Consider the following 21,204-nt stretch of genomic DNA (forward strand, 5'->3'; position numbering starts at 1 on the left):
CGTGCTGAAAGAGGACAAACACTACTTCACCCGCGAGGAGTACCAGACCGAGGGCGAGAATGGCCTGTCACGGCGTGCACGGAAGGCCCGACAGAAACTCTCCCGACGCAAGGACCACTTCCTCCACACCCTCTCGAAGCACATCGTCCAGCGGTGTGTGGAAGAAGGCGTGGAGAAGATAGCGGTTGGCGACCTCAGCGACATCCGCGAAGACGAGAACGGTGACTCGCGGAACTGGGGTGCGTCGGGGAACAAGAAACTCCACGGCTGGGAGTGTGACCGGTTCACTCGCTTGCTCGAATACAAGGCAGAGGAACACGGCATCATCGTCGATCGTGTGGACGAGGAGAACACGAGTAAGACGTGTTCGTGTTGCGGGCAGATTCGTGACTCGAATCGCGTGGAACGCGGTCTGTACGTCTGTTCGTCATGCGGGACGACGATGAACGCGGACGTGAACGGTGCGGTGAACATCCGCCGAAGGATAACTCAGAGTCCCCCGACGGGGGATATGAGTAACGGCTGGTTGGCACAGCCCGGAGTCTTCCTGTTCGACCGCGAGAGCGGGTCGTTCAACACGAGAGAACAGGGAGACTGCAAACCATAATATCCCAACGCTCGGGATTCCTCCGGCTTCAGCCGGAGGAGGATGTCAATCGTACTCTTTAGTCCGTGACGATGCGATATCTTATTAACCAACAAATCCATGCTAGTTCGGACACTGTTGGTTAACACGAGGCTGACCCCAAATGACTCCCAAACCACCGACACCGCCGGCAGATCTCTCGACGGAGATGGTTGACACCCTCAACAGCTACTCGCCTGAACAGCTCCGGTACGTCGCCCGCTATGCCGAGGCGTTAGCAGCGCACAAAGCTCGCGGCGGCCGTCCCGATGAAGAATCAACTGCCGACGAGAACGATGCCCAATCTGATGATCTTCCAGACGAAGTTCCGTCGAAAGCGACGATCACGATCAAGGAGATCAATGACAACCGCTACTACTACTGGCAGTGGAGGGATGGTGACAAAGTGAGGTCAAAGTACAAAGCTCCAGTAAGTCCCGATGACTGACATCCTCTCCCGGCCAAAGCGCGGGTACTCTTCTCGTTGGCTCTGTTGGCATCCTATCCTTCAGACATTTCTCCCGTGAAACAACCGGTCGCTGAAAGGTGCTTGAGACACGCTGTTTCCACACGGGGTTTGACGGCAAAATACACATATCTAATGATCACCTATCGCGTTCGTATGTCAGAGCCGTGGGAACGGAAGGGTGTCGTAGAGACATACACCGGCGGCGGATTCGATCTGTACGCACCGGACCCTACTGATGTTCAGTTAGAAGATATCGCCGCCGGATTGGCCCATACCTGCCGGTTTGGCGGTCACTGTCGTGACTTTTACAGCGTGGCTCACCATTCGCTTCACGTGAGTTCCGAACTTTCGGACGCGACTCCTCGTCTTCAATTACTCGGACTGCTACACGACGCCGGTGAGGCGTATCTGGGCGATATTCCTCGTCCGTTGAAAGTCGAACATGACGTGTTCGAACGGATCGAATCTGAGATTCTAGATGCCGTGTGGACGTCGCTCGACATCGCTCCGCCGACTGAGGAGGAGTGGGAACAAGTTATGGCCGCCGATGACCGCCTTCTCGCGTACGAAGCCACTCACCTTCTTCGAGGCGGGGAATGGGCCGATAATCCACCGGATCGGACGTACGAGTTACAATCGAACCATACCAACGAGATTCGAGAACAGTACACCTCCCGAGCCGATTCACTGCTGGATCTGGTCTAGCGACGCTCTCAGCAGTCTGACCGATAGATGAGTTAACCACACTGAGCGGTCCATGAGTCTCTTGTATAGACCAGAACCCAGTTCGGATATAGCACTGTCTGAGGATTTCATCAAAGCCAATGACGTTGTAGTGAGCGCCCGCAGATTGGGATGACAGACAGCACGCAGTGTAAATGAGGACACTACTGGCAGTCGGGTTGGTAAGGGGAAAGACCCGGTTCTACCGGTCGGTGGACGTTGAAGCAAACCACCGCTGCGAGCGATCACTCCGCCCCGACGAGGAACTGTCGCAGCACGCGCGCAGTGCCCCGTCGGATCGTTTCACTGGCCGTCGATTTGTCGATATTGAGCCCAGCGGCGACCTCCGCTAGTGTGCAGTCTCGTGGTACCTCGAAGTACCCACGACTAAGTGCGACGGTCATACACTCACGCTGTCGAGAAGTAAGAATCGGGTCCTCATCCTCGGTATGCACCACTGAGAGAAGCTGATAGTGCTGTTTGGTCTCATTGAGCGCCTCGCAGAAAGCTTCGAACTGCTCACGGCTCGTTGTCAGGTCGAACTCCATCGTGCCATTCTCGACGACGACCGGAAATTCCGGTGGTAATGATGATTGCCACAAGAACTCATACAATCCCTGATCAGCCACCTTGTACTGGCCAACAGCGCGGGTCTCGTCCTGATGGACTGGCTCATAGGCGGTGATATCCGGGTGGTCTCTGATCGCAGTGACGACCGTCTCGGCATCCGCCGCTTGGACTTCACCCAGCTCCAAGGCGTGATCGTCTTTCGGAACCCCGGTAAGCAAGCGGAACGTCGCTTCTGAGAAGGCCGACGACAGCTCGTTGACCCATAGGTCCTCCCGCAGCGGCATACGAAACCGAGCGCGGATCATCCACGTCGCCCCCTCTGTGCGTGTCGACGTTGGAACCGTTTCATCGGTGTTCAGCATCGTATTGAAATCAATAAAAACGTCGGGTAGCAATGTATGAGCGGTGTTTTCGCATTCCGGGTTTGTGTCGAGATCGGGAGTGGGATTATCCCTCGGCTGACCGTTGCTTCCCCTTTCGCCGACCGAGTGCGATCGCGTACACAGCACTGAGCGACACAGCTGCGATCAGACCGATCAGAATGACGAACGCGAAGTAGCCAAGTATCGGATTGGAGTACGGGAGAATCACGTCACTCGGGGGCTCGACCGCCCACGGACTAACGTGAAAGTACGCTAGCATGAACGCGCTGAGCGTGAACACGCCAGCCCAATATCGAGTCCCAACGCGATCAGTTAGCGTGAGATAGAGCCCGACAGCGACGAGAGGGTAGATTGCCAGACTATACGTGAACGGATTCACGTGGTGAGCAATCGGCCACCCGACGTGGTTTCCGCGAATGATGTGGTCAATATGGTGGGCGGCACCCAGCGTGGTCGTGATGGCCAACAGCAGGTACAGTACCCGTGACGCGTTGCAGTCGGCGTTTGATACCTCGATGGAAAGGCTGTCTTCGAACGTCATATGAGATTGATGTTCGAATATATCAATCAACTTTTGACCAACATGTTGAGGTTGTGAGTTAGAGTATGTCGGGCATGGCAATCCGGCCGGTGGATCGGAATTGGTTGTTTCGAAAGGACCAGTTCTTACTGACTCCACAGGTCCGTCCGAGTACTCCGGCTTAGTGACCCTCTCCAATAGCGTGGTTAAGTCGCTGTTTGACCCTCCACGAGAGATTTACCCGATGGCTCACTTGGATCAGTCGATCATGAACCGGCGGACATTCGTGACGGGAACGGCGCTCGCAGTTCCCAGTGGATTCGCTGGCTGTATTGAAGAAACGTTTAGCACTGATGACACCCGCCCGGACCCGGGTGACATCTCCGTCGACGGGCGACTACACAACGAGACGGATGATCCTCACGTGTTCGAAGTGAAGGCGGAAACCGACGACGGATACGACCTCGTCAGTGACTCTTTTGAGGTCCCCGGCGGTGGGACGGAAACGATTCCGGGGATCGGAGTTCCGGGGGCCACCCACACGTTCACTATAGCCGTTAACGAGACGGAACGCTCCGAGACGCTCACGCTTGATATCGAACCGGCGGACCACGTCGTGGATGGCTACGTTGATATCCGATACGGGACAACCGGTGAGATCGAACTATCGGTCACGCCACGAAGCGAGTCCACAGATCCTGATTCGGTCCCGAACCTGAGCGGATACACCGTGAGTGACGTCGCTATCACGCCGAATGTGGAGCGGGAATCAGATCAGGACTCATGGGGGATTTTTGTTGCCAGTCGGAGTGTCGCCGCCGAGTACTTCGATATCGATGATAATAGATCCGGCGAAGTAGGGGGGTTTGTCGCCGAGACGGCCTTTGAGGACGGCGAGCGCCTCGTGTACGTACAGGCATATGCGCCACAGACGTGTTATGAGCTGGTACTAGGAGACGAACCGTCCATCGACGCGAATGGGCTGCCGGTTGTCGATACGGAGTTAACCCGAACGAAACCGATCGGTGAACCATGCGAAGATGCTATCACGCCTGTTGATCTATTGGTGCGGCTTTCGTTCGATCCCGATGGCCCACCGGCTGATGTCATCGTTATTCAGATCGCTGATTCGGCCGGGACGGAGCAGGAAGGCTTCCAACTCGAGGCCGAACAGTGACCACCGGGCACCGGTTGAATTAGGTATCAATGTGACCGATGACTCTCTGTCTGAAGATAGACTCGGGACGCAAAGGATATCGACTAGCTGGTTCCGAACTCACCAACCTATTAGGGAAAATTTCAACGTGGTCTCGGTGGCAGGACAGCGTGTACTGTCACCCCGACCACCGTTCGTGATAGAACCAGTCGGACAACATCGTCACGAAAGCATCTGGGAGCCCGAAAAAAGGAAATCTCAAACACACAGCACACACGGCAATGACAGACAATTCGACGAACGACACCGAGCAGCAGAGAACCCTCCCCCCGAAGCGGTCGGGCGTTCCGTTTTTGGGAAGTGCAGTCTCGTTTGCGCGTGACCCGTATACGTTCTATGAGGACCTCGCAACGCGGGGCGACATTGTACGGTTCTCGATGGGGAGTACAGAACTGGCAGCCGTGTTTCATCCGTCCGATATCAAGCAGGTATTGGTAGAGGAAGTCGAGAGATACCGAAAGCCAGCTGACGCCAGAGGCGTTGATATCCTCTCTGAAGGGTTGTTACTGAGCGATGGCGAGCGGTGGCGACAGCAGCGGAAACGACTTCAGCCACTGTTCTATCAGGACCGCATCGAGGCCTACGCCGAGACGATGGGAACGTACGCGGCTGCCTCTGCAGACGAGTGGGCAGCGTCTGACGGGGCGGTGGACCTGACCGAGGTAACTTCAGCGTATACGCTTCGAGTGCTCGGGAAAACGTTGTTTGGCATCGAAGCTGAGAAGCATCGTCAAGCGATACGCGCAGGAGCCGAAGCGATCCGTGAGCGGAGTAGTGAAAGCCCAGTCGCCGTCGACGTTCCGAAGTGGGTCCCCACGCCTAGCAACCGTCGGTACCAACGAGGTATCGCTGAACTTGAAACTGTGATCAATGATCTTCTCGCGGACCGCTCCGCCGATACAGATGGGAATGACCTCTTGTCACTACTCATCGCGGCGACGGACGACGATGGGAACGGCCCCACGGCGGGTGAGATTCGCAGCCAGCTTGCGACATTCCTGTTTGCCGGTCATGAGACCAGTGCGAGTGCGTTGACGTGGGCGCTATACGAACTCGGGCGGAGTCCTGACGTGGCCGACCGGCTCAGGAATGAGGTTGACGAGGTTGTCGACGGTCCTTACGCGAGAGTTCCGGATCTGCCGGCGTTGGAGTACACCGAACAAGTGATTCAGGAGACATTACGTCGGTATCCGCCCGCAGCGGCGATCTTTCGAGAGACGGACACCGGTGTTTCACTCGGTGGGTATCGGTTGCCAAAAGACACGTACATCGTCCTTCCACAATTTTACGTTCACACAGACGAGCGCTGGTGGGACGACCCATTGGAGTTCGATCCATCGAGGTGGGACAGGATCTCAGATCCGCCGGGCAATCGTCCAGAGTATGCGTATTTCCCGTTCGGTGGTGGCCCTCGACATTGCATCGGAATGCGGTTCGCACGGATGGAACTCAAACTGGCACTCGCAACGATCGCACGCCACTGTCACGTCGATCACCGGTATGAGACGATAGACGTTGATATCGGGTCAACAGTGTCACCAGCCGAACCGATCGAGGTACGATTCGAACAGCGAGACACGACCGGAAAGTAACAATATCAAATGACGGCGTTGACTGTAAGTCATTTCTCTGAATAACAGGTTATCCCTCCGTTCATACGTTATTTTCTCAATTTCGCCCAACATGTTGGGCAAATTCTCATCACGCTTTCCGGCACACTACGGACTGCGATGTCACTGAGACAGCAGTTGTCGACGCAAAGCGAACAACGAACGACTGTACTAGTCGTCGCCCGTGCAGACCATCTACGTGAGGCTAACCGGGAGCAGGTATGTGCACGGTCCACGGAGGGTCACCAATGAGATCCGTGAACGCTCTCGATAAGCGGTTCCGGCGGCTCCTGCCGGTCATTTTACGCGTGCTCGCCGTCACGATAACGCTGTATCCGGCCGTCCGGAAGTTCTCCGAGTACTCGTACCGTGTGACTCAATTCGAGGCGTACGGGATCCCCCTGCCCGGACTCGCCGTTCTGGTGACGGGCGTCGTTGAATTCGTCGCCATCGTTTTGATCGGGTTCGGAGTCGGCGGTCGAATTGGGGGGAGCGCCCTTGCATTCGGCATGATCGTTGCCATCGTCGCTGCGGGGCCGAATCCGTTTAGCGTACTGGTGCTGTTCGCGTCGCTCGGAATCGTGCTGCTCGGAACGGGGCCCTACTCCTACTGGGACCCCACCGTCGGCGAATTACTCGCCGGTCTGACAACTGGCTTACCCACCGCAACTGTCGGGAGTGATAGTAAATGAACGCGAACCCGTTCCGCTCAGCCTATCGGACCGGCGTTACCGTCCTGATGGAGCTCTACGCCCGCAATCGAATTCTGTGTCTCGTTGCGGTAGCCAATCTGAGTTTAGCGGTGGTGTTCACGGCTCTGATGGCACTTGACGGTCGGACGGTCCTCGGTCGAAACGTCTGGACTAAACCGTGGAAGTTCGCTACCTCCATCGCCGTCTTCACAGGGACAATGGGCTGGATACTGCCGTCATTATCGCTATCCATCCGAGTTGAGCGGCTGGCGACGACGGTCATTGGGGGCGCAATGACGATCGAAATCGTGCTGATATCGACGCAGGCCGCCCGTGGCGTCGCCTCACACTTCAACGATACGACACTACTGAATACGGTAGTCTATGCCGTCATGGGAATCACGATCACGATCAGTTCACTCGTCGTCGCCTACGTCCTTTGGCGCGTCGTCAGGAATCCACCGGACCTCGCGCCCGCGTATCTGTGGGGGGTCGCAATCGGAATGTTCGTGTTCGTCATTGCGAGTTTCGAGGGATGGCTCATGGTTTCGGAAGGCGGTCACGGCGTCGGTGTTGCTAACGACGCTCGCGGACTTCCACTATTAAATTGGAGTGTCACCGGGGGTGACCTCCGGGTGGCTCACTTTGTCGGGCTTCACGCATTACAGGTGGTGCCGCTGGCGGGCTACGTGTTGTCCGGCTGGGAGACACTCGCTCCACGTGAATCAGTTATTGCTGTCAGTAGTATCGGTATACTCTACGGTGGGATTACGCTCGTAACATTCATTCAAGCGGTACTGGGCCATTCACTCATCAGTTCGCTGATTATTCCGTGGCTGCCGCCGAGCTTCGGCGCAGGAATTGTTCTAGTCGGAGTCATATGTGGAACGGTGTTGCTTGCAGCGACGTGGCAGCGAGCAGAGCGAACCGACGAAACTAGTCCACCCAAGACGGGGTTTTGAGCTATCAGTAGAGTGGCTTTGATAACGGCGGTCTAACTATACAGAATTACGAGTAGGCAAGCCGGGTGCTTCGAGGCGTTACCCCGTGGCGATTCAGCAATTGCTTCATCTTGGGAGCCGGTTCGTTCAGGCTACTAGATACTGTCGAGGAAGGCGTCCACTTCTGCTGCGGTTCGCTCTGGCGCTTCGCTCGGACCGCTGTGACTCACGCCGTCGAACTCCACAAGTCGGCTGTGCGGCAGCGCGTTGTGTACGGCACGGGCGCTCTTTCGGAGGAACGCCGGCCCGTCGGTTCCGGTCATCACGAGCACTGGCGCTGCAACGTCAAGACTGTCCGGTAGCTGATACTGCTCGACGGAACGATTCATCCGGACGACCTCTTCGGCGAGGTCCACGCAGTCGGGCCACACCGGCCAGTCCGCCAACCACGCGTCGAGATCCTCAATACCGTCCGGATGGAGGACGTGCTCGATATAGCGTTTCACTGCTTCGTCACGTTCACCGTCTGCGACGAGCGCCGCCATTCGATCGGCGAGGTCGGCTTCACGTCGGTAATCGTCCGGGAGGACGGCCGGCTCGTATACGATGACCGCTTCGACTGCTGCGTCCGTTGCGGCCTCAATTGCCGTCAGCCCACCGTAAGAGTGTCCAAAAAGGATCGGCTCACCGTCGACGGCGTCGACGAGCGTGCGGACGTACTGGGCCTCTCGAGTCAGTATCTCAGCGGCGCTCGTTTCGGCCGGATCGTCGAGACACGTCCCAAAGCCGGGGCGCTCCGGAATCACGGCCGCGTGCTCCTCGACGTACGGCAAAACCGCATTCCAGTACTGGCGGGGCGCCATCCCGCCGTGAAGACAAATAACCGGCTCGCCGTTTCCGTGCTGTTCGTACGCGATTTCACTCTCGGCGACGTGCTGTGACGACATCGGGCGACTCCGGGTTCGGGACTGACGCGAGTAAGCGATTCTCTCAGTGATACGGGCGTTTTAATACTATTAAATGGGTCCGACATCTCCATTACGAGCGATTAGATCAATAACATATGGGACTCGTCGCCGAGTTTGACATCGATTGCCAAGCGTTACCGCTTACAGGAGTGGCTACGAGCACTACCGAAGCAACGTTTGAGCTTGAGATGCAGTACAACCACGGGAAGAGACCCGTATTCCTTGTCACCGTGCAGGGCGGCTCGCAGACAGATATCGAGGCTGCCCTCACGGAGGCGCACGACGTCGCAGAGTGGGCGCTCGTCGGACAGGCCGGTGACACGCGCCGATACCAAGCGTTTCCGGCGCTCAGTTTCGAAGAGCAGCTCGGCGATCATATCGACGACCTCACGGGACTCGAAACACTCGCAACGGTCGACGCGATCATCGAGCAGATAGACGTGGTATCACGCGGCTGGCGACAGACTGGGTGGTTCGCTGACCGCGCTGCGTTCACGGAATTCTCCTCGTTCTGGCAGCGGAACGCCGATTTTCGATTACACCGTCTCACGCGAGACGGCGAGTCCGAGCCGGCCGGTGACGGACTGACGGATCGCCAAGATGAGGCACTGCGAATCGCCTACGAACGAGGGTACTTCGACATTCCTCGACAGGCGTCTCTCGAGGATATCGCCGTGGAACTAGATATCTCCCCATCGTCGCTTTCCGAACGGCTCCGCCGAGCCCAGACTCGACTCATAGAAGAGACGGTTGCGACGACGTGGCCGCCGCTCCCTGATTGAGCGGAAATAAAGCAGTCGCAAGCGAGACTGAGATCACAAGCACTCACCCGTTTAGCATCGGTGGCCCTCTGGACGTCCCTGTTGTCAAATACAGGAGAGGATCAACAGTGAGTAAATACTTCATCGATCCTTTGGATCTCACATGCTGTTTCTGACACAGTGTGAGTGGGACAGTGACGTGTGTCGGTTTGTGGATCGCCTGAATCAACCGCAACCGGGGAGAGCGATCACCCGCTGCGGGTCTCAGTAAAGCCTTTGTGATCTATTAGTCGAAGTCGAGTTTCAGTGGGATATGTCGTCATGGCCACCATAGACAAGTAACCTGTTGACGGGTATAGGCCTGCGATTCCTATTTTGAATCGCGATCTCCAAAGATCCCGTAAAACTGTGCTACACGATACACAGCGAAGGCAGTAAACACGAGAGGCATCCCTGTAAAGAAGATCAGGATTAGCTCTTCGCGAGTGAGTAGACCGGTGATGGCCGTCCGAGCGACTCCGGGTAGTCCTGCGAGGACAATAGGGATGAACAGGAGGATACTGAACAGTAAAGCGGCTGTGAGTTGCGTGTACGGCCACGCGTTGTCACCAACTTCTCGCGATGACATCAGATCTCCACCTCACTAGGAGTCTTGCGCTCTGCAGGTGGTTGCTCAACCATCTTCCAGTCCTGTTTCGCCCATTCTTGCGAGCGGAGCACGCGATTGTACGCAGATTGGAATTGGTCTGGATCACCGTGCGCTTCGACGTAGCGAAGGCGGTGTAGCAAGCCGTCCATATTCGCGTTCTGGATGCCGAGACCGGGACGTCGATTCACTTCAAGCACCATTGGACCATCGTGTTTATCGAAGACAACATCTACGCCAGTGAACCCTAGGCCGCTCGAGATGGCTGCCTGAGAAGCCATTGTGAGGACGTCTTCCCAGTCAGGAATGCTGAATTCGAGATCGGCTCCCGAATCAGGGTGAGAGTCAATGAATTCATTGTGAGTCTGCTGGTACCCACCGGACGCTTCACCAGTTGCAATATCGATAGCGACGGCGACAGCACCCGTGTGGATATTCGCAGTTCCGTTTGATTCCTCGGTCGGGAGTCGAACCATCGACATCACCGGAAAGCCGAGGAGAGTAATGACTCGAAGGTCGGGGACTCCACCTGTTGTTCGGTCCGCTAGCAATCCATCAGGTGTGATGAACCCCTCGACGAGGGCCTCTCTTCGAGCACCATAATCACTGACACCACCGACACAGATATTTCGAGTATGAGCCACGATTTCATCAGCTGTTAGCCGCCCACGGTTCGTGAGAAATTCGTTGGTCTCCTCGTCGCGACCACGAACAGCGAGTACGTCACGGCCACCGGAGCCATCAATCGGCTTGATGGCGAACTTGCCCTGTGTCTCGAGAAACGTTTGAAGTTCCTGGAAATCGGACTCATCCTCAGCGATGAGATAGGTGGCAGGCGTGGGAATCGAAAGCCCGTGAAGAGTTTTCTTCATCTTGCCTTTATTGAACGCCGCCATGACCGACGTGGGGTTGTATTTGCTGATGAACTCTCGATTTCTGATGCGCATCGTGAGAATGTTACCGGCATTTTCTGCCCCAAGAGAGCGCCGTAATGTTCTGAATCGGAGATATTCGCCGAGACGAGTATCAGTGGCCGTCCCGAGGAAAATGTTGATAGCTACAAGTGCAACCCACAGCTCCGGAGAACGGATAACGAATCCGACGAGTGGCTCGGAGGTGATAATAAAGAACGCTGCAGCGATACTGATAATTGTCGCAGCGAGGCGGCGTGTCGCAGGCGGCCACCCGGTTTCGGTGAGACTCCCGACGAATCGTTCAGCGTACCAAGTGGTCAACACCACTGGGAAGAGAATAATCGCTTGAAGCGATGAGAGATCCTGGAGTTGACCAGCGGCTTCGATTACAAACAGGCCAATAGCTGCGACGACGAGGAGTGACGCCACACGGTGGGCGGTTCCGAGGTCCAAGTCACTGATTGCGACACGGGCGAGTGACGTGATAATGAAAATGTAGGCGATTACAATAAACCCCCAAAACGGTCCAATAACCACCCACGAAAAGGAGAGAATTACTGGCCCGAACACGCCGAAGGTGCTCATACCCAGTTCATTCCGAAGGATCGCGATAACCGTCCCCGCGATCATCAGCTGGAAGGCAAAGTCAATATCCTGAGCTACCGGTACAAACAAATCAGAATTTGCCCGAAAAAACACGGCAACGACTGCAAGCCCAAACAGAAGCACCAAACTGGGGAGATGCTGTCTGAGATCTAGATCCACGAGTTACCTACGAATATGTCGCAAAGTATGGTCTGACTACTCTCTTCATTCTGGGATGAGATGATCCTCTCACACCCATTCACGAGAACGCATCTGAAGCACATTGTCTGTCTATCAATTCGCGTATGAATATTTAAACTAATCTCTCCCTTGCTATTGTCACTGGAGTAAAATCACCATATGCTAGTCGAGATACCAATCCGGTAGTCACTCTGAGTACCTTTCAGTTGCAGAAAATAAATCCCTGCGCTGAGCGATTCGTGAGTTCCCTGTATAGACCAGAACCCAGTTCGGATATATCACTGTCTGAGGATTTCAACGAAGCCTTCTCGTTCTGTATGTTCTCCAATTGATACGATTTGCTCACAGCTTATTTTCCCAAACAGGTCATTCGGCGTGGGGTCAGTTCCGTCGGTAGTCCTGAATGCTAGAATCTGGAGCTGGAGCCGTTGTAAATGCTGATTTCATATCGATAGAGGTGTGTGAGCGAATGTGGTATAGAACACATCGATAGAGGGGTGTGGTCAGCGACGAAACACAGAACACATCGATAGAGGGGTGTGTGAAATCCGATACGTGTTAATCTAGCTGCACATGAGAGGTGGTAACAGCCAGAATAGACACTTCGATAGAGGGGTGTCTTCCGACGGGACTCGCAATGTCATCGAAAAGCATCCGGGCCGAATTGAGGAGCAAGCTCTACGCTTCAGCGCAAGGGGGATTCACGTCTGGTTTCGGATCTGTGCTTTGACCACTGACTCAACCTCGCTTTCAGAGACCATCTCTATCCGGGAGTCTTCACGAAGGGTTTCGAGTATTGTGGCCGGCCGTTCACCGAACTGAAATTCGAGGAACATACCGGAACTCGGCCCGTGACTCCGCCGTTCGAAATCGACGAGTGAGTACGTCGTGAGCTCTTTCATTTTGTTCACGTAGGTTTCTTGATGATACTGGTCAGCGTCGATTGCTTCGGTTAGATACTGATACACACGGTAGCCGGTTGTGCTTCGAGCTGTCCCAGCCTCGGTTTGAGCTGCAACGGCTGCGGTTGCGTACAGACACAGCTTCTTTTGGGTGCTGATCCCACGGACAACCTCTAACACGCGGTTTTTTTCGACTTTCTGCTGTGCAGCCCGGACGTGTTTCTCTCGAACGCGGCCATCGCCTTCGCGCTCAGCGAGCTCGCCGGCGACACGCATGAGGTCGATTGCCTTCCGGGCGTCACCGTGCGTTTGGGCGGCAAACGCCGCAGCAAGCGGAATCACGTCATCATCAACGACATCATCGTGAAACGCGTCTTGTCGACGGCGGAGAATCGCTTTGAGCTCGTCAGCGTCGTAATCATCGAAGTGGACGTCTTCAGGGGTAAACGAACTAATCGCTCGGCTCCCGACTGAGTCCATCATTTTAGTATCATTCGAGATAGCAACGACAGAAATAAACGCATCAAGTTCGTCGTCTGCCCCGGCACGTGAGAGTTGATATAATAACCGTGAGAACGCAGGATCCTGCTTATCTCGCCGACCGACAAGCATATCCAACTCGTCTAAGACGAACACGGCAGAGTCGAAATTCTCGTTGACAATCCGATACAGCTCATCCCACTTTTCTTTCGTCGCAACACCGTGTTTTGGAACTTGAACATCAACGCCCGCCTCAGCAGCTGCCTGCTGGGCGAGTTCATACACTGCCACACCAAGGGTATCGAGATCCTGGCAGTTCACCTCGATTGTCCCGAAGCTGATGTCGCGGGACTCACAGATGCGGCTAATGTTGTTACAGACTGCCTTGGTGATGAGCGATTTACCTGTCCCCGATGGCCCATACAAAAACAGATTCGGTGGGCGGTTGTCACCAAGCGCAACACGGAGCATCTTCGTCACCTCCTGTAGCTGCTCGTCACGTCCCACAATACGGTCTTCTTCGACCACAAAATTGGGATCCAGAAGCGACCGATCACGAATAAGTCCCTGTTGTTCATCAAATTCTAAAAGCATATCCTCAATTGATTGTGGCGCGTCTCCCGTCGTCTCATCCGCTACTTGCTCCTCAGCACCTGTCGGTGAATCCTCAGCTCCCGACCGTGAGTCAGCGGCACGTGACAAATCTGCCTGTGCCGGTGTCTCATCGTTATGTGACTCCGGTGTAGACGGTGGATCCTCGGAGTCGTCAATACCCATACTCATCGTGACATCGGCTGGTCTGAAAAAGGTTCCCCACCTCTATCGAAGTGTGATTCCCTGTTATGTGCGACAAAAGGAGGAAATTCAGACTAGAGTGTCGTTTGAAGTGTGTCGAAACAGTATCCAGTAACGATGTGTTTCTCGATGTTGTGAACACACACACCCCTCTATCGATGTGTTCGACGTACTCCAAGGCAGCGAGTAGTTGTCGACCGAAATCCCGAGTAGCCGCCACTACGGATAGAAACCGGAGTATAGCCTATCTCGATTGGTGTGAACGGCTCATAAAGCGGTCGTTCGTGTCTTCTTCTTCTTTCTATAACAAGAACAAACACACACCCCTCTATCGATGTGTTCGATGTGTTGAGTCAGCATAATTTCTGTGGGTATTCAGACAACGTGATCCGTGGCAGACGAAGAAGCTACAGACGGCCTAGAGAGCCTTTCTCAACGGTAGTCGGCCGGCTTGAAGGCCAAACCGAGGTTGATTCGATGATATTGCCAGCGTGATGCTCTTGGTTGAAACACATCGATAGAGGGGTGTGTGTCCATACGGATGCCTTTCGACTATTGTCCTCGACCTTCAGGAGTCCGAGATTTCCCTCGATTTGTTGTGTGTCATCTCGATAGACCCGAACAGGCACGACCACTATATTCACTCAACGTATTCTGATCGCGAACACATCGATAGAGGGGTGTCTCCGTATGTAGGATAGCCTTCGCACCCACTTTTTGTGGAAGATAAACACGATACAGAGATATGATGGCCGCGTGAAATATGCTACAGTCGAAAAAATCCCCGCAATGGTCAGCCGATTACGATTCGATGACGCGTTCGATATCGTCGTCGATATCGTCACGAGCCTTGCTGTTCGTGACGAGGCTCACAGCGATCATTACGACTATGGCCACGAGAAGTGTAAGCGCTTCAGCCGCGGAGCCATGTGGTAGCGAGAAGCCGTAGAACTGGACAGCAATAGCCAGACTAAGATTTCCAAACAATGCAACCACACCAGCGGCTATCGCACCTTCTGTGGTCGCCCCTTTCCAATTCAAACCGATTCCGAGCAGGGGAACGATGGCAGCGGCGAACAATCCCCATCCGACAACGCCGAGGAGACCGACTAAGATCTCAACGTAGTAGACGAGTAGCACCGACACTAGGATGATCAAGGCGGTCGCCACGCGGTGGGCGCGTAACTCCTGTCGGTCTGAGTCGTACTCGAACCCTAGGCTTTCCGGGATGTCTCGTGCAAGATTCGCAGCGCCGATGTTGATGAACGCGTCGCTGGTGCTCATCACTGCGCCGACAGCAGCGGCTAACACGACGCCTGCCACGATCGCTGGCGTGAATTCGACGAGAAAGATTGGAGCGGCATTGTCTGGGTTTGAGAGTTCAGCGAACTGTCCAGTTTCCACGAGCGATCGCATGCCGACACCAAGTGCGAGCATCATGAGAGACGCCGCGAAGTAGGATAGCGCGGCGATAGGCGCTCCCCACTTCAGTAGCTTCGGGTCACGCAGCATATACAGTTTGTGTGCCATGTGTGGCTGCCCGGAGTTCCCAACGAGGAACAAGAAGTACCAGGTAAGTCCGAGCATAATCGGGAACGCGCCGAATGCGCCGGCGAGTTCTGGAATTTGACTGCTTAGCTCACTGTTCATTGTGCTGAAGCCGTTGACTGTGTTCAACGCTAGGAAAAAGACAACAACACTGCCGACCACCATGATCCCACCCTGGATGAGATCAGTAAACACCCCAGCAACCATGCCGCCACCAATTGTGTACACCGAGATGACAGCGAGTCCGATCACGAGTGCAACGACTTCGCTCACTCCAAGCACTGTTTGGAGTACAAACGCGATAGCGAGAAACTGAACACCGAGATACGAAATGACACCTAGCAGTACTGAAAGAGATACTAATAGTCGGACTGCCTGGCTGTCGAATCGGGCAACAGCGGCGTCGGGGATCGTGAATATCTCACGGGCCTCAGCCATCAACCGCATTTTTTTGCCGAGTACGAACCATGACACTGGGAACGCAAGCGGTGCAACGATAGCGATCCACAGGAACCCGTACCCGCCGTCGTAGAACAGTCCGGGGCCGCCGATGAAGCCGAACCCGCTCATGATCGAGGCGAAGGCAGCAAACGCAACTGCCCAGATACCGAATCGCTTCCCGGCGATCAGGAAGTCTGACGTCGATTTTGTCTGACCAGTTGCCCAGATACCGATCACTGCAATCCCGACTAAGTACACCGCAACGATACCGACGATGACTGGGTTCATCGTCTCTGTCGTCGAGACTTGCGTCAAGGCGGCTGCAAGGGTGTCAATCATTTATTTCCCTCCTCGTCGGACCCCATCGTGCGGAACTCCGCTACTTGATCTTTGTCCCAAATGTACTTACTGAAGAGATACGGATACGCGAACATCAGGTATAACGCGGGTGGCATCCACAACACATAGACGACGACTGCTGTCGCCCGAGGGAATCCGAGCCAGTACGTCGGATCAGTGTATGCGGGATTCTGGAAGTGAAAATGCCATAACAACGCAAACGCAACACCGAGGATTAGCCACAACCCAGCTACCATTAGTTTGAACACCTTCGTGTCGTGACGCTGCTCGGACGATTGTACGCCTAACAGCACGTACAACCCAATAAACGCCACTGCACTCCCTGAGAACACGATCTGTCCAACCTGCCCGCCGAAGTACATCGCCACGAGCATTATCACCGCAGCTAGCAATCCTCCGACGACATACTTGTCTTCGCTGGGATTGAAGTTGAGTGCCATACGTGACAGCCAATAACATGAATAAACGCTATATAAAAATAATGGAATATATTAACCTGAGTAACGTACTACATTATCTCCATACGTACCGCGTGCCCATTCGGCGAAGTCGCTGGCATCGTACGTTCGGGAAAAATGATAGAACTCTAATTGTGTTTTTTCTGTGTCAACACTAAGTCTCGGCTTGCGGATCCACGATCCCTCTCGGATTCGGATCTCACACACTTCAGACAACGAAATCACGTCATTATGCTCATCGGCAAGAATCACAGACTCTGGTTCCATCGCGTTTTCCCGACCAATCTCCGTTGCACGCCGCTCACGACCGTCCTGCCGGAGAAGAAACGACTTGTATGACTCTCCTGCGAACACCATCAGCAACTGATCTGGCTCAAACAACAATTCATAGTGTTGGAACGACCGTGGTGACACTTGATACCACTGCGATTCCCACCATCGGGACGTTTCGAACCCTGTAACCCGGCCGGGGTCAACATCACTCATCGCGCTCCTCATCAGACTCCGGCGGCAGCTCAAGTCGGAGCACTGCGGCCGCATACGTTTTCCCTTGACTGTCATACCGGAGACTGAACTGTCCGCCACCGTCAAGTGCCTCACTAGCTACGAAATTGAACCCCGGTAGATTCGGCAGTCGATACCGAGTTACCGATCCGTCGATAAGCTCCCCAAACAGATCAGCGACGCGATCAGCGGTCAACTGCCTGTCCAGCCGACGGTATGCGGCATCGGACTCCGCAATAATTCCAATATTAACTGTATTTGCCTTATCACCAGATCGGCCGTACGCAATCTCGTCGACTCGGACTGCTTGCCCCAGCGACACCCCTGATCCGTCCCCGTCATCACTCATCGACACACACCTCAGGTTTAACCACTGATTTCGGCACCAGCGTCGGCCACACATCAATAATCGGGCGGGGACGCGGTCGCCCGCTGTCAGTGAGCCCGGTTACGCTTGGCGGACCGGCTAGTGACAGAGGAGCAAACTCAGTGCCTAACCGTCGAAGATCCTCGCGGTCCGGACCGCGGGCAGCAAACCGGAGTAACACCTCGTTGTGATCATCGCGGGCAGGCGCAGCCGGACCATGTGCGGCGTTATGTCCAACAAACTCCGCACGTGTGTCCCAAACTGTGAGACCCCGATCCTCGATCCGGGATTCGATCACCGACGCCGCGCGCTTCGCCTTCGCTAACGCATCCGGTCGAGAGTACAGCATATTCCCCGCGACACGGTACCCGTTTTCAAAATGTACACTCACTTTATATGAGTCCGGTGGCGCTGTCCCTTCACATCCTGTAACCGCCACCGTGTCTTCCCCGACATCCGTAATCTCAGGGGCAGTAAAATCTGCAGCAACATCTGGTGTCAGATACGCTCGTGGGTCACCGATCTCGTACACTAACTGCTGAGCGACCGTCGCCCGTGACACCTCTCCACCAGTACCGTCCGGTTTGGTGAGCTGTATCTCGCCGTCGGGCTCAACTGCCACGATCGGGTATCCAACGTCGTCGTACTCGATCATTTCCCACTCTCGCGTCGAGTTCCCACCTGTCACTTGCGTCCCGCACTCGATGAGATGTCCTGCAACGATTCCAGCTGCCAGCCGGTCGTACTGCTCTCGGCCCCACTCGTACTCATGGATCAGCGGGCCGAGCGCTAACGCCGGGTCAACCACACGCCCAGTAATGACCACGTCGGCACCCGAATCGAGCGCCGCCGCAACCGGGAACGCACCCAAATACGCCGCCGCGGTCACGACATCATCGGCCACGTCCTCATACCGTGTGTCGTCCTCGAAGGGCTCTAACTCGTGTCGAGTATGCAGCCGATCCAGCTGGTCAGTAATATCATCGCCGGTAACGGTAGCAACAGTCACATCCACTCCCTGCTCGGCGGCATGCTCACGGACCTGAGTTGCACACGACGACGGATTCAGCCCACCAGCGTTCGTCACTATGCGCACCTCACGGTCAACCAGCTCTGCCAGATGCTCAGCAATGACGTACTCAACGAAATCTGTCGCGTATCCCTTCTCCGGATCACGGTCGCGGAGCCGGTCGAGGATTCCCATCGTCACCTCTGCAAGATACTCCAACTGCAAGTATTCGAACTCAGCACCCGATGCTAACAGTCGTTCAGTCGCATCCGGGTAATCACCCCAGAACCCGGCAGCGTTGGCGATCCGAACTGTCATTCGGTTAACTCATCGATTAGTTCCTCTGCACGGTCCTGCCGTACCGCCTCCTCGGCAACCATCCGCGCCGCCACTTCGTCGACAAGATCATCCGGTGCACCCGCCTGTACCGCAATATTCTTCGCATGCAGACTCATATGACCGCGTTGAATCCCCTCACTCACGAGCGCACGAAGCCCCGCGAAATTCTGTGCGAGTCCGACGGCTGCAAACACCCCTGCGAGCTCGTCCGCAGAGTCCACGTCAAGCAACTCAAGTGCAGCCTCCGCCGTTGGTTGCAGCCGCGTCGCACCGCCGACAGTTCCGACTTGAATTGGGAGTTCAATACTACATGCGAGACGCCCGTCAGCATCGACTTCGTACGTTGTCAGCGGCCCGTATCCGTCCTGTGCCGCGTACGCATGTGCACCCGCCTCGATAGCCCGCCAGTCGTTGAATGTCGCCGTTGCGACTGCGTCAATTCCGTTCATGATCCCCTTGTTATGAGTTGCCGCACGGTATGGGTCACAAGCAGCGAACGCCCATGCATCCACGATCCGATCTCGGATTTCCTCACCAGACAGTGCCACGTCCTCTGTCTCTAGTGCATCCGGTTCGATCGTACACGTCGCACGAGCAAGTCGTCTGTCCGCGAGATTCGATAAAATCCGGAGTGATACGTCTCCCCCGGTCAATTCCTCGATCTCCGGTGCAAGTGCCTCCGCCATCGTGTTGACCGCGTTCCCACCCATCGCATCACGGACGTCAACGATCAAGTGTGTGATGAGCATCTCACCGCGTGGCGTGTCGATTACCCGGACTTGCACGTCCTCACACCCACCCCCGTGTTCGACTAACACCGGATCTTGCTCGTTAGCCAGCTCGATCAGGTCATCTGCCGCATCGAGTACCGTGGACTTCGCGTGATGTGGTGCCGGGACGTCTGTCGCTTGAATCTGCGCAATCATGATGGGTCCCGACACGTCGGTCGTGAACCCACCAGTCCCGCGAGCCATACGCGCGCCGAACGACGCAGCAGCGACGACACTTGTCTCTTCAACCGCCATAGGCACCAGCGTATCTTCGCTATCAATCTGGAAATTCGTCGCAATCCCGATTGGATACTCAAGCGTTCCGACAACGTTCTCGCTCACGGCGTCCGCACCGTCCACACCCAATTTTCCTCCCCGCAGTGATTCGACGGTCTCAGGGTCAACACCGGCGTCAATTAGCGCCTGTCGGCGCTCTGCGGGCGACCCTTTGTAGAAACCAGAGAGACGTGAATCCATGCAGGTGGGTCCGCTACTATCATCATTAATTTTGGGGGGACAGAACCACCACGACGAACCCGCCTCAGACTCCCACCGACACAGCCCGATTAACCGTTTCACGCCACAAAATACAGCCTCAACATTCCGCTCGGCAGGCAAACCAAAATCACTCGCTGACGGTCCCCTGGGTGGATTTTCCTGGATCTACTGCGTTCCTTCAGCTCCGATCTCATCATGGAACCGGGCGAGAAACTCATCCATGTACTCGGATCGTGACGCCCCAAGGTCCCGAGCCGGCTCCGTGTGCAGCGCCTCTAGGCGCTCGTCTGCCCACTTTCGAAGCACAGATACATCGTCTTGATCGGCCGTCACGGCTCTATTAGCTGTGAAATCATCAATAACAGCGTGCCGTTCGTCGCTCCGCCCAGATCGCTCTCCAATAATGCATGCAAGACGCGTCAGCCCGACGGCACCTGTCGCATCCAACTTATCAGCGTCAAACAACAGCTTCGCCTCAATCGTTTCCGCATCAGGAGAACTCGCTCGAATGCTGTGCGTTCGAATGCAGTGCTGTATTGCTTTGATATCTGCTTCAGGAACCCCTTCTGCAGCAAGTAACTCCCCAGCCTCATGCGTCGCCCACACAGCATGATCGTCGATATCATCAGTCCGCTCACGGGGACGACCAATATCGTGTAACCACGCCGCCGCAGCGAGTACATCCGTCTCGACACGCCGATCAACATCAGATGCGAGACGAAGAGCAACATCGTGGACCCGGTTTGCATGAAATTCATCATGTGCGGGCAGCGCATCATCATAATACGGGACCGCAAGCGTTCGCGCAAGTGAACCCAGATCGTCAGACACAGCTACGTGTACTCTGAACGACCGCATATTCGTTATGGTACGATACACTGTCCGCCACATCAGAACACCGTACATTAG

Annotated in this window: 20 protein-coding genes; 8 read left to right on the forward strand and 12 right to left on the reverse strand. The window is 55.4% G+C overall.

What is annotated here, in order from left to right; translation table 11 throughout:
- The 3 genes from ACFQMF_RS15205 to ACFQMF_RS15215 form a co-directional block, all read left to right on the forward strand.
- Positions 1–607: RNA-guided endonuclease InsQ/TnpB family protein (locus ACFQMF_RS15205; protein ID WP_379792264.1), on the forward strand; the 607-nt coding region annotated here is incomplete at its 5' end.
- 142 nt (positions 608–749) lie between these two features.
- Positions 750–1,073: a DUF6788 family protein gene (locus tag ACFQMF_RS15210; protein ID WP_256409651.1), complete on the forward strand. Its 324-nt coding sequence runs from the start codon at positions 750–752 to the stop codon at positions 1,071–1,073.
- A 174-nt stretch (positions 1,074–1,247) separates the two neighbouring features.
- The gene (locus ACFQMF_RS15215) at positions 1,248–1,799 is read left to right on the forward strand and encodes a hypothetical protein (RefSeq protein ID WP_256409652.1); all 552 of its coding nucleotides are present in this window, start codon (positions 1,248–1,250) and stop codon (positions 1,797–1,799) included.
- A gap of 263 nt (positions 1,800–2,062) precedes the next feature.
- On the opposite strand, the gene ACFQMF_RS15220 is transcribed toward ACFQMF_RS15215, so the two are convergent.
- Together ACFQMF_RS15220 and ACFQMF_RS15225 are read right to left on the reverse strand one after the other, a co-directional pair.
- A complete protein-coding gene (locus tag ACFQMF_RS15220; RefSeq protein WP_256409653.1) occupies positions 2,063–2,749 on the reverse strand; it encodes a helix-turn-helix domain-containing protein in 687 nt (228 codons plus the stop codon).
- A gap of 85 nt (positions 2,750–2,834) precedes the next feature.
- Positions 2,835–3,311, reverse strand: a complete 477-nt coding sequence (locus ACFQMF_RS15225; protein ID WP_256409654.1) for a hypothetical protein — start codon at positions 3,309–3,311, stop codon at positions 2,835–2,837.
- A gap of 247 nt (positions 3,312–3,558) precedes the next feature.
- Here ACFQMF_RS15225 and ACFQMF_RS15230 point away from each other — a divergent pair, with 247 nt between their 5' ends.
- The 4 genes from ACFQMF_RS15230 to ACFQMF_RS15245 all read left to right on the forward strand — a co-directional run bounded on the left by ACFQMF_RS15230 (position 3,559) and on the right by ACFQMF_RS15245 (position 7,770).
- Positions 3,559–4,467 (forward strand): hypothetical protein, encoded by a 909-nt coding sequence (locus ACFQMF_RS15230; protein ID WP_256409655.1) that lies wholly within the window; start codon positions 3,559–3,561, stop codon positions 4,465–4,467.
- Positions 4,468–4,727: 260 nt separating this feature from the next.
- Positions 4,728–6,098, forward strand: a complete 1,371-nt coding sequence (locus ACFQMF_RS15235; RefSeq protein ID WP_256409656.1) for a cytochrome P450 — start codon at positions 4,728–4,730, stop codon at positions 6,096–6,098.
- 266 nt (positions 6,099–6,364) lie between these two features.
- Entirely contained in the window at positions 6,365–6,808 is a 444-nt protein-coding gene (locus ACFQMF_RS15240; protein ID WP_256409657.1) for a DoxX family protein, read from the forward strand.
- Positions 6,805–7,770 (forward strand): hypothetical protein, encoded by a 966-nt coding sequence (locus ACFQMF_RS15245; protein ID WP_256409658.1) that lies wholly within the window; start codon positions 6,805–6,807, stop codon positions 7,768–7,770. Before ACFQMF_RS15240 ends, ACFQMF_RS15245 begins: the two co-directional genes overlap by 4 nt.
- A gap of 134 nt (positions 7,771–7,904) precedes the next feature.
- Here ACFQMF_RS15245 and ACFQMF_RS15250 read toward each other — a convergent pair whose 3' ends face one another.
- Complete coding sequence (locus ACFQMF_RS15250) at positions 7,905–8,696, reverse strand: alpha/beta fold hydrolase (protein WP_256409659.1); 792 nt, start codon at positions 8,694–8,696, stop codon at positions 7,905–7,907.
- 116 nt (positions 8,697–8,812) lie between these two features.
- Between ACFQMF_RS15250 and ACFQMF_RS15255 the strand changes: the two genes are divergently transcribed.
- The gene (locus ACFQMF_RS15255; protein WP_256409660.1) at positions 8,813–9,499 is read left to right on the forward strand and encodes a helix-turn-helix domain-containing protein; all 687 of its coding nucleotides are present in this window, start codon (positions 8,813–8,815) and stop codon (positions 9,497–9,499) included.
- A gap of 606 nt (positions 9,500–10,105) precedes the next feature.
- On the opposite strand, the gene ACFQMF_RS15260 is transcribed toward ACFQMF_RS15255, so the two are convergent.
- The 9 genes from ACFQMF_RS15260 to ACFQMF_RS15295 form a co-directional block, all read right to left on the reverse strand.
- The gene (locus ACFQMF_RS15260; protein WP_256409661.1) at positions 10,106–11,803 is read right to left on the reverse strand and encodes a sugar-transfer associated ATP-grasp domain-containing protein; all 1,698 of its coding nucleotides are present in this window, start codon (positions 11,801–11,803) and stop codon (positions 10,106–10,108) included.
- A 722-nt stretch (positions 11,804–12,525) separates the two neighbouring features.
- Positions 12,526–13,800 (reverse strand): orc1/cdc6 family replication initiation protein, encoded by a 1,275-nt coding sequence (locus ACFQMF_RS15265; protein ID WP_256409834.1) that lies wholly within the window; start codon positions 13,798–13,800, stop codon positions 12,526–12,528.
- 1,002 nt (positions 13,801–14,802) lie between these two features.
- Entirely contained in the window at positions 14,803–16,329 is a 1,527-nt protein-coding gene (locus tag ACFQMF_RS15270; protein WP_256409662.1) for a sodium:solute symporter family transporter, read from the reverse strand.
- On the reverse strand, positions 16,326–16,790 hold the full coding sequence (locus ACFQMF_RS15275; protein ID WP_256409663.1) for a hypothetical protein: 465 nt from the start codon (positions 16,788–16,790) through the stop codon (positions 16,326–16,328). The genes ACFQMF_RS15270 and ACFQMF_RS15275 overlap by 4 nt, the downstream gene beginning before the upstream one ends.
- A 51-nt stretch (positions 16,791–16,841) precedes the next feature.
- The gene (locus ACFQMF_RS15280) at positions 16,842–17,294 is read right to left on the reverse strand and encodes a hypothetical protein (protein WP_256409664.1); all 453 of its coding nucleotides are present in this window, start codon (positions 17,292–17,294) and stop codon (positions 16,842–16,844) included.
- A complete protein-coding gene (locus tag ACFQMF_RS16325; protein ID WP_465261792.1) occupies positions 17,287–17,715 on the reverse strand; it encodes an AtuA-related protein in 429 nt (142 codons plus the stop codon). The genes ACFQMF_RS15280 and ACFQMF_RS16325 overlap by 8 nt, the downstream gene beginning before the upstream one ends.
- Positions 17,654–19,006 carry an acyclic terpene utilization AtuA family protein gene (locus tag ACFQMF_RS15285; protein WP_256409666.1) on the reverse strand — a complete coding sequence of 451 codons (1,353 nt, stop codon included), beginning with the start codon at positions 19,004–19,006 and terminating at the stop codon, positions 17,654–17,656. Before ACFQMF_RS15285 ends, ACFQMF_RS16325 begins: the two co-directional genes overlap by 62 nt.
- The gene (locus ACFQMF_RS15290; RefSeq protein WP_256409835.1) at positions 19,003–20,376 is read right to left on the reverse strand and encodes a hydroxymethylglutaryl-CoA reductase, degradative; all 1,374 of its coding nucleotides are present in this window, start codon (positions 20,374–20,376) and stop codon (positions 19,003–19,005) included. Before ACFQMF_RS15290 ends, ACFQMF_RS15285 begins: the two co-directional genes overlap by 4 nt.
- Before the next feature lie 84 nt (positions 20,377–20,460).
- The gene (locus ACFQMF_RS15295; protein WP_256409667.1) at positions 20,461–21,126 is read right to left on the reverse strand and encodes an HD domain-containing protein; all 666 of its coding nucleotides are present in this window, start codon (positions 21,124–21,126) and stop codon (positions 20,461–20,463) included.
- Positions 21,127–21,204 lie beyond the last annotated feature (78 nt).

This window comes from Halorubrum rutilum (genome assembly GCF_042665015.1).
Classification (GTDB): domain Archaea; phylum Halobacteriota; class Halobacteria; order Halobacteriales; family Haloferacaceae; genus Halorubrum; species Halorubrum rutilum.

Bases quoted from the DNA above. Each gene is read 5' to 3' on its own strand.
- ACFQMF_RS15210 (WP_256409651.1), top strand. From the start codon at position 750: ATGACTCCCAAACCACCGACACCGCCGGCAGATCTCTCGACGGAGATG.
- ACFQMF_RS15235 (WP_256409656.1), top strand. From the start codon at position 4,728: ATGACAGACAATTCGACGAACGACACCGAGCAGCAGAGAACCCTCCCC.
- ACFQMF_RS15245 (WP_256409658.1), top strand. From the start codon at position 6,805: ATGAACGCGAACCCGTTCCGCTCAGCCTATCGGACCGGCGTTACCGTC.
- ACFQMF_RS16325 (WP_465261792.1), bottom strand. From the start codon at position 17,715: ATGTGTGGCCGACGCTGGTGCCGAAATCAGTGGTTAAACCTGAGGTGT.
- ACFQMF_RS15230 (WP_256409655.1), top strand. From the start codon at position 3,559: ATGAACCGGCGGACATTCGTGACGGGAACGGCGCTCGCAGTTCCCAGT.
- ACFQMF_RS15215 (WP_256409652.1), top strand. From the start codon at position 1,248: ATGTCAGAGCCGTGGGAACGGAAGGGTGTCGTAGAGACATACACCGGC.
- ACFQMF_RS15220 (WP_256409653.1), bottom strand. From the start codon at position 2,749: ATGCTGAACACCGATGAAACGGTTCCAACGTCGACACGCACAGAGGGG.
- ACFQMF_RS15275 (WP_256409663.1), bottom strand. From the start codon at position 16,790: ATGGCACTCAACTTCAATCCCAGCGAAGACAAGTATGTCGTCGGAGGA.
- ACFQMF_RS15265 (WP_256409834.1), bottom strand. From the start codon at position 13,800: ATGCTTTTAGAATTTGATGAACAACAGGGACTTATTCGTGATCGGTCG.
- ACFQMF_RS15255 (WP_256409660.1), top strand. From the start codon at position 8,813: ATGGGACTCGTCGCCGAGTTTGACATCGATTGCCAAGCGTTACCGCTT.
- ACFQMF_RS15285 (WP_256409666.1), bottom strand. From the start codon at position 19,006: ATGACAGTTCGGATCGCCAACGCTGCCGGGTTCTGGGGTGATTACCCG.
- ACFQMF_RS15250 (WP_256409659.1), bottom strand. From the start codon at position 8,696: ATGTCGTCACAGCACGTCGCCGAGAGTGAAATCGCGTACGAACAGCAC.
- ACFQMF_RS15280 (WP_256409664.1), bottom strand. From the start codon at position 17,294: ATGAGTGATGTTGACCCCGGCCGGGTTACAGGGTTCGAAACGTCCCGA.
- ACFQMF_RS15240 (WP_256409657.1), top strand. From the start codon at position 6,365: ATGAGATCCGTGAACGCTCTCGATAAGCGGTTCCGGCGGCTCCTGCCG.
- ACFQMF_RS15270 (WP_256409662.1), bottom strand. From the start codon at position 16,329: ATGATTGACACCCTTGCAGCCGCCTTGACGCAAGTCTCGACGACAGAG.
- ACFQMF_RS15225 (WP_256409654.1), bottom strand. From the start codon at position 3,311: ATGACGTTCGAAGACAGCCTTTCCATCGAGGTATCAAACGCCGACTGC.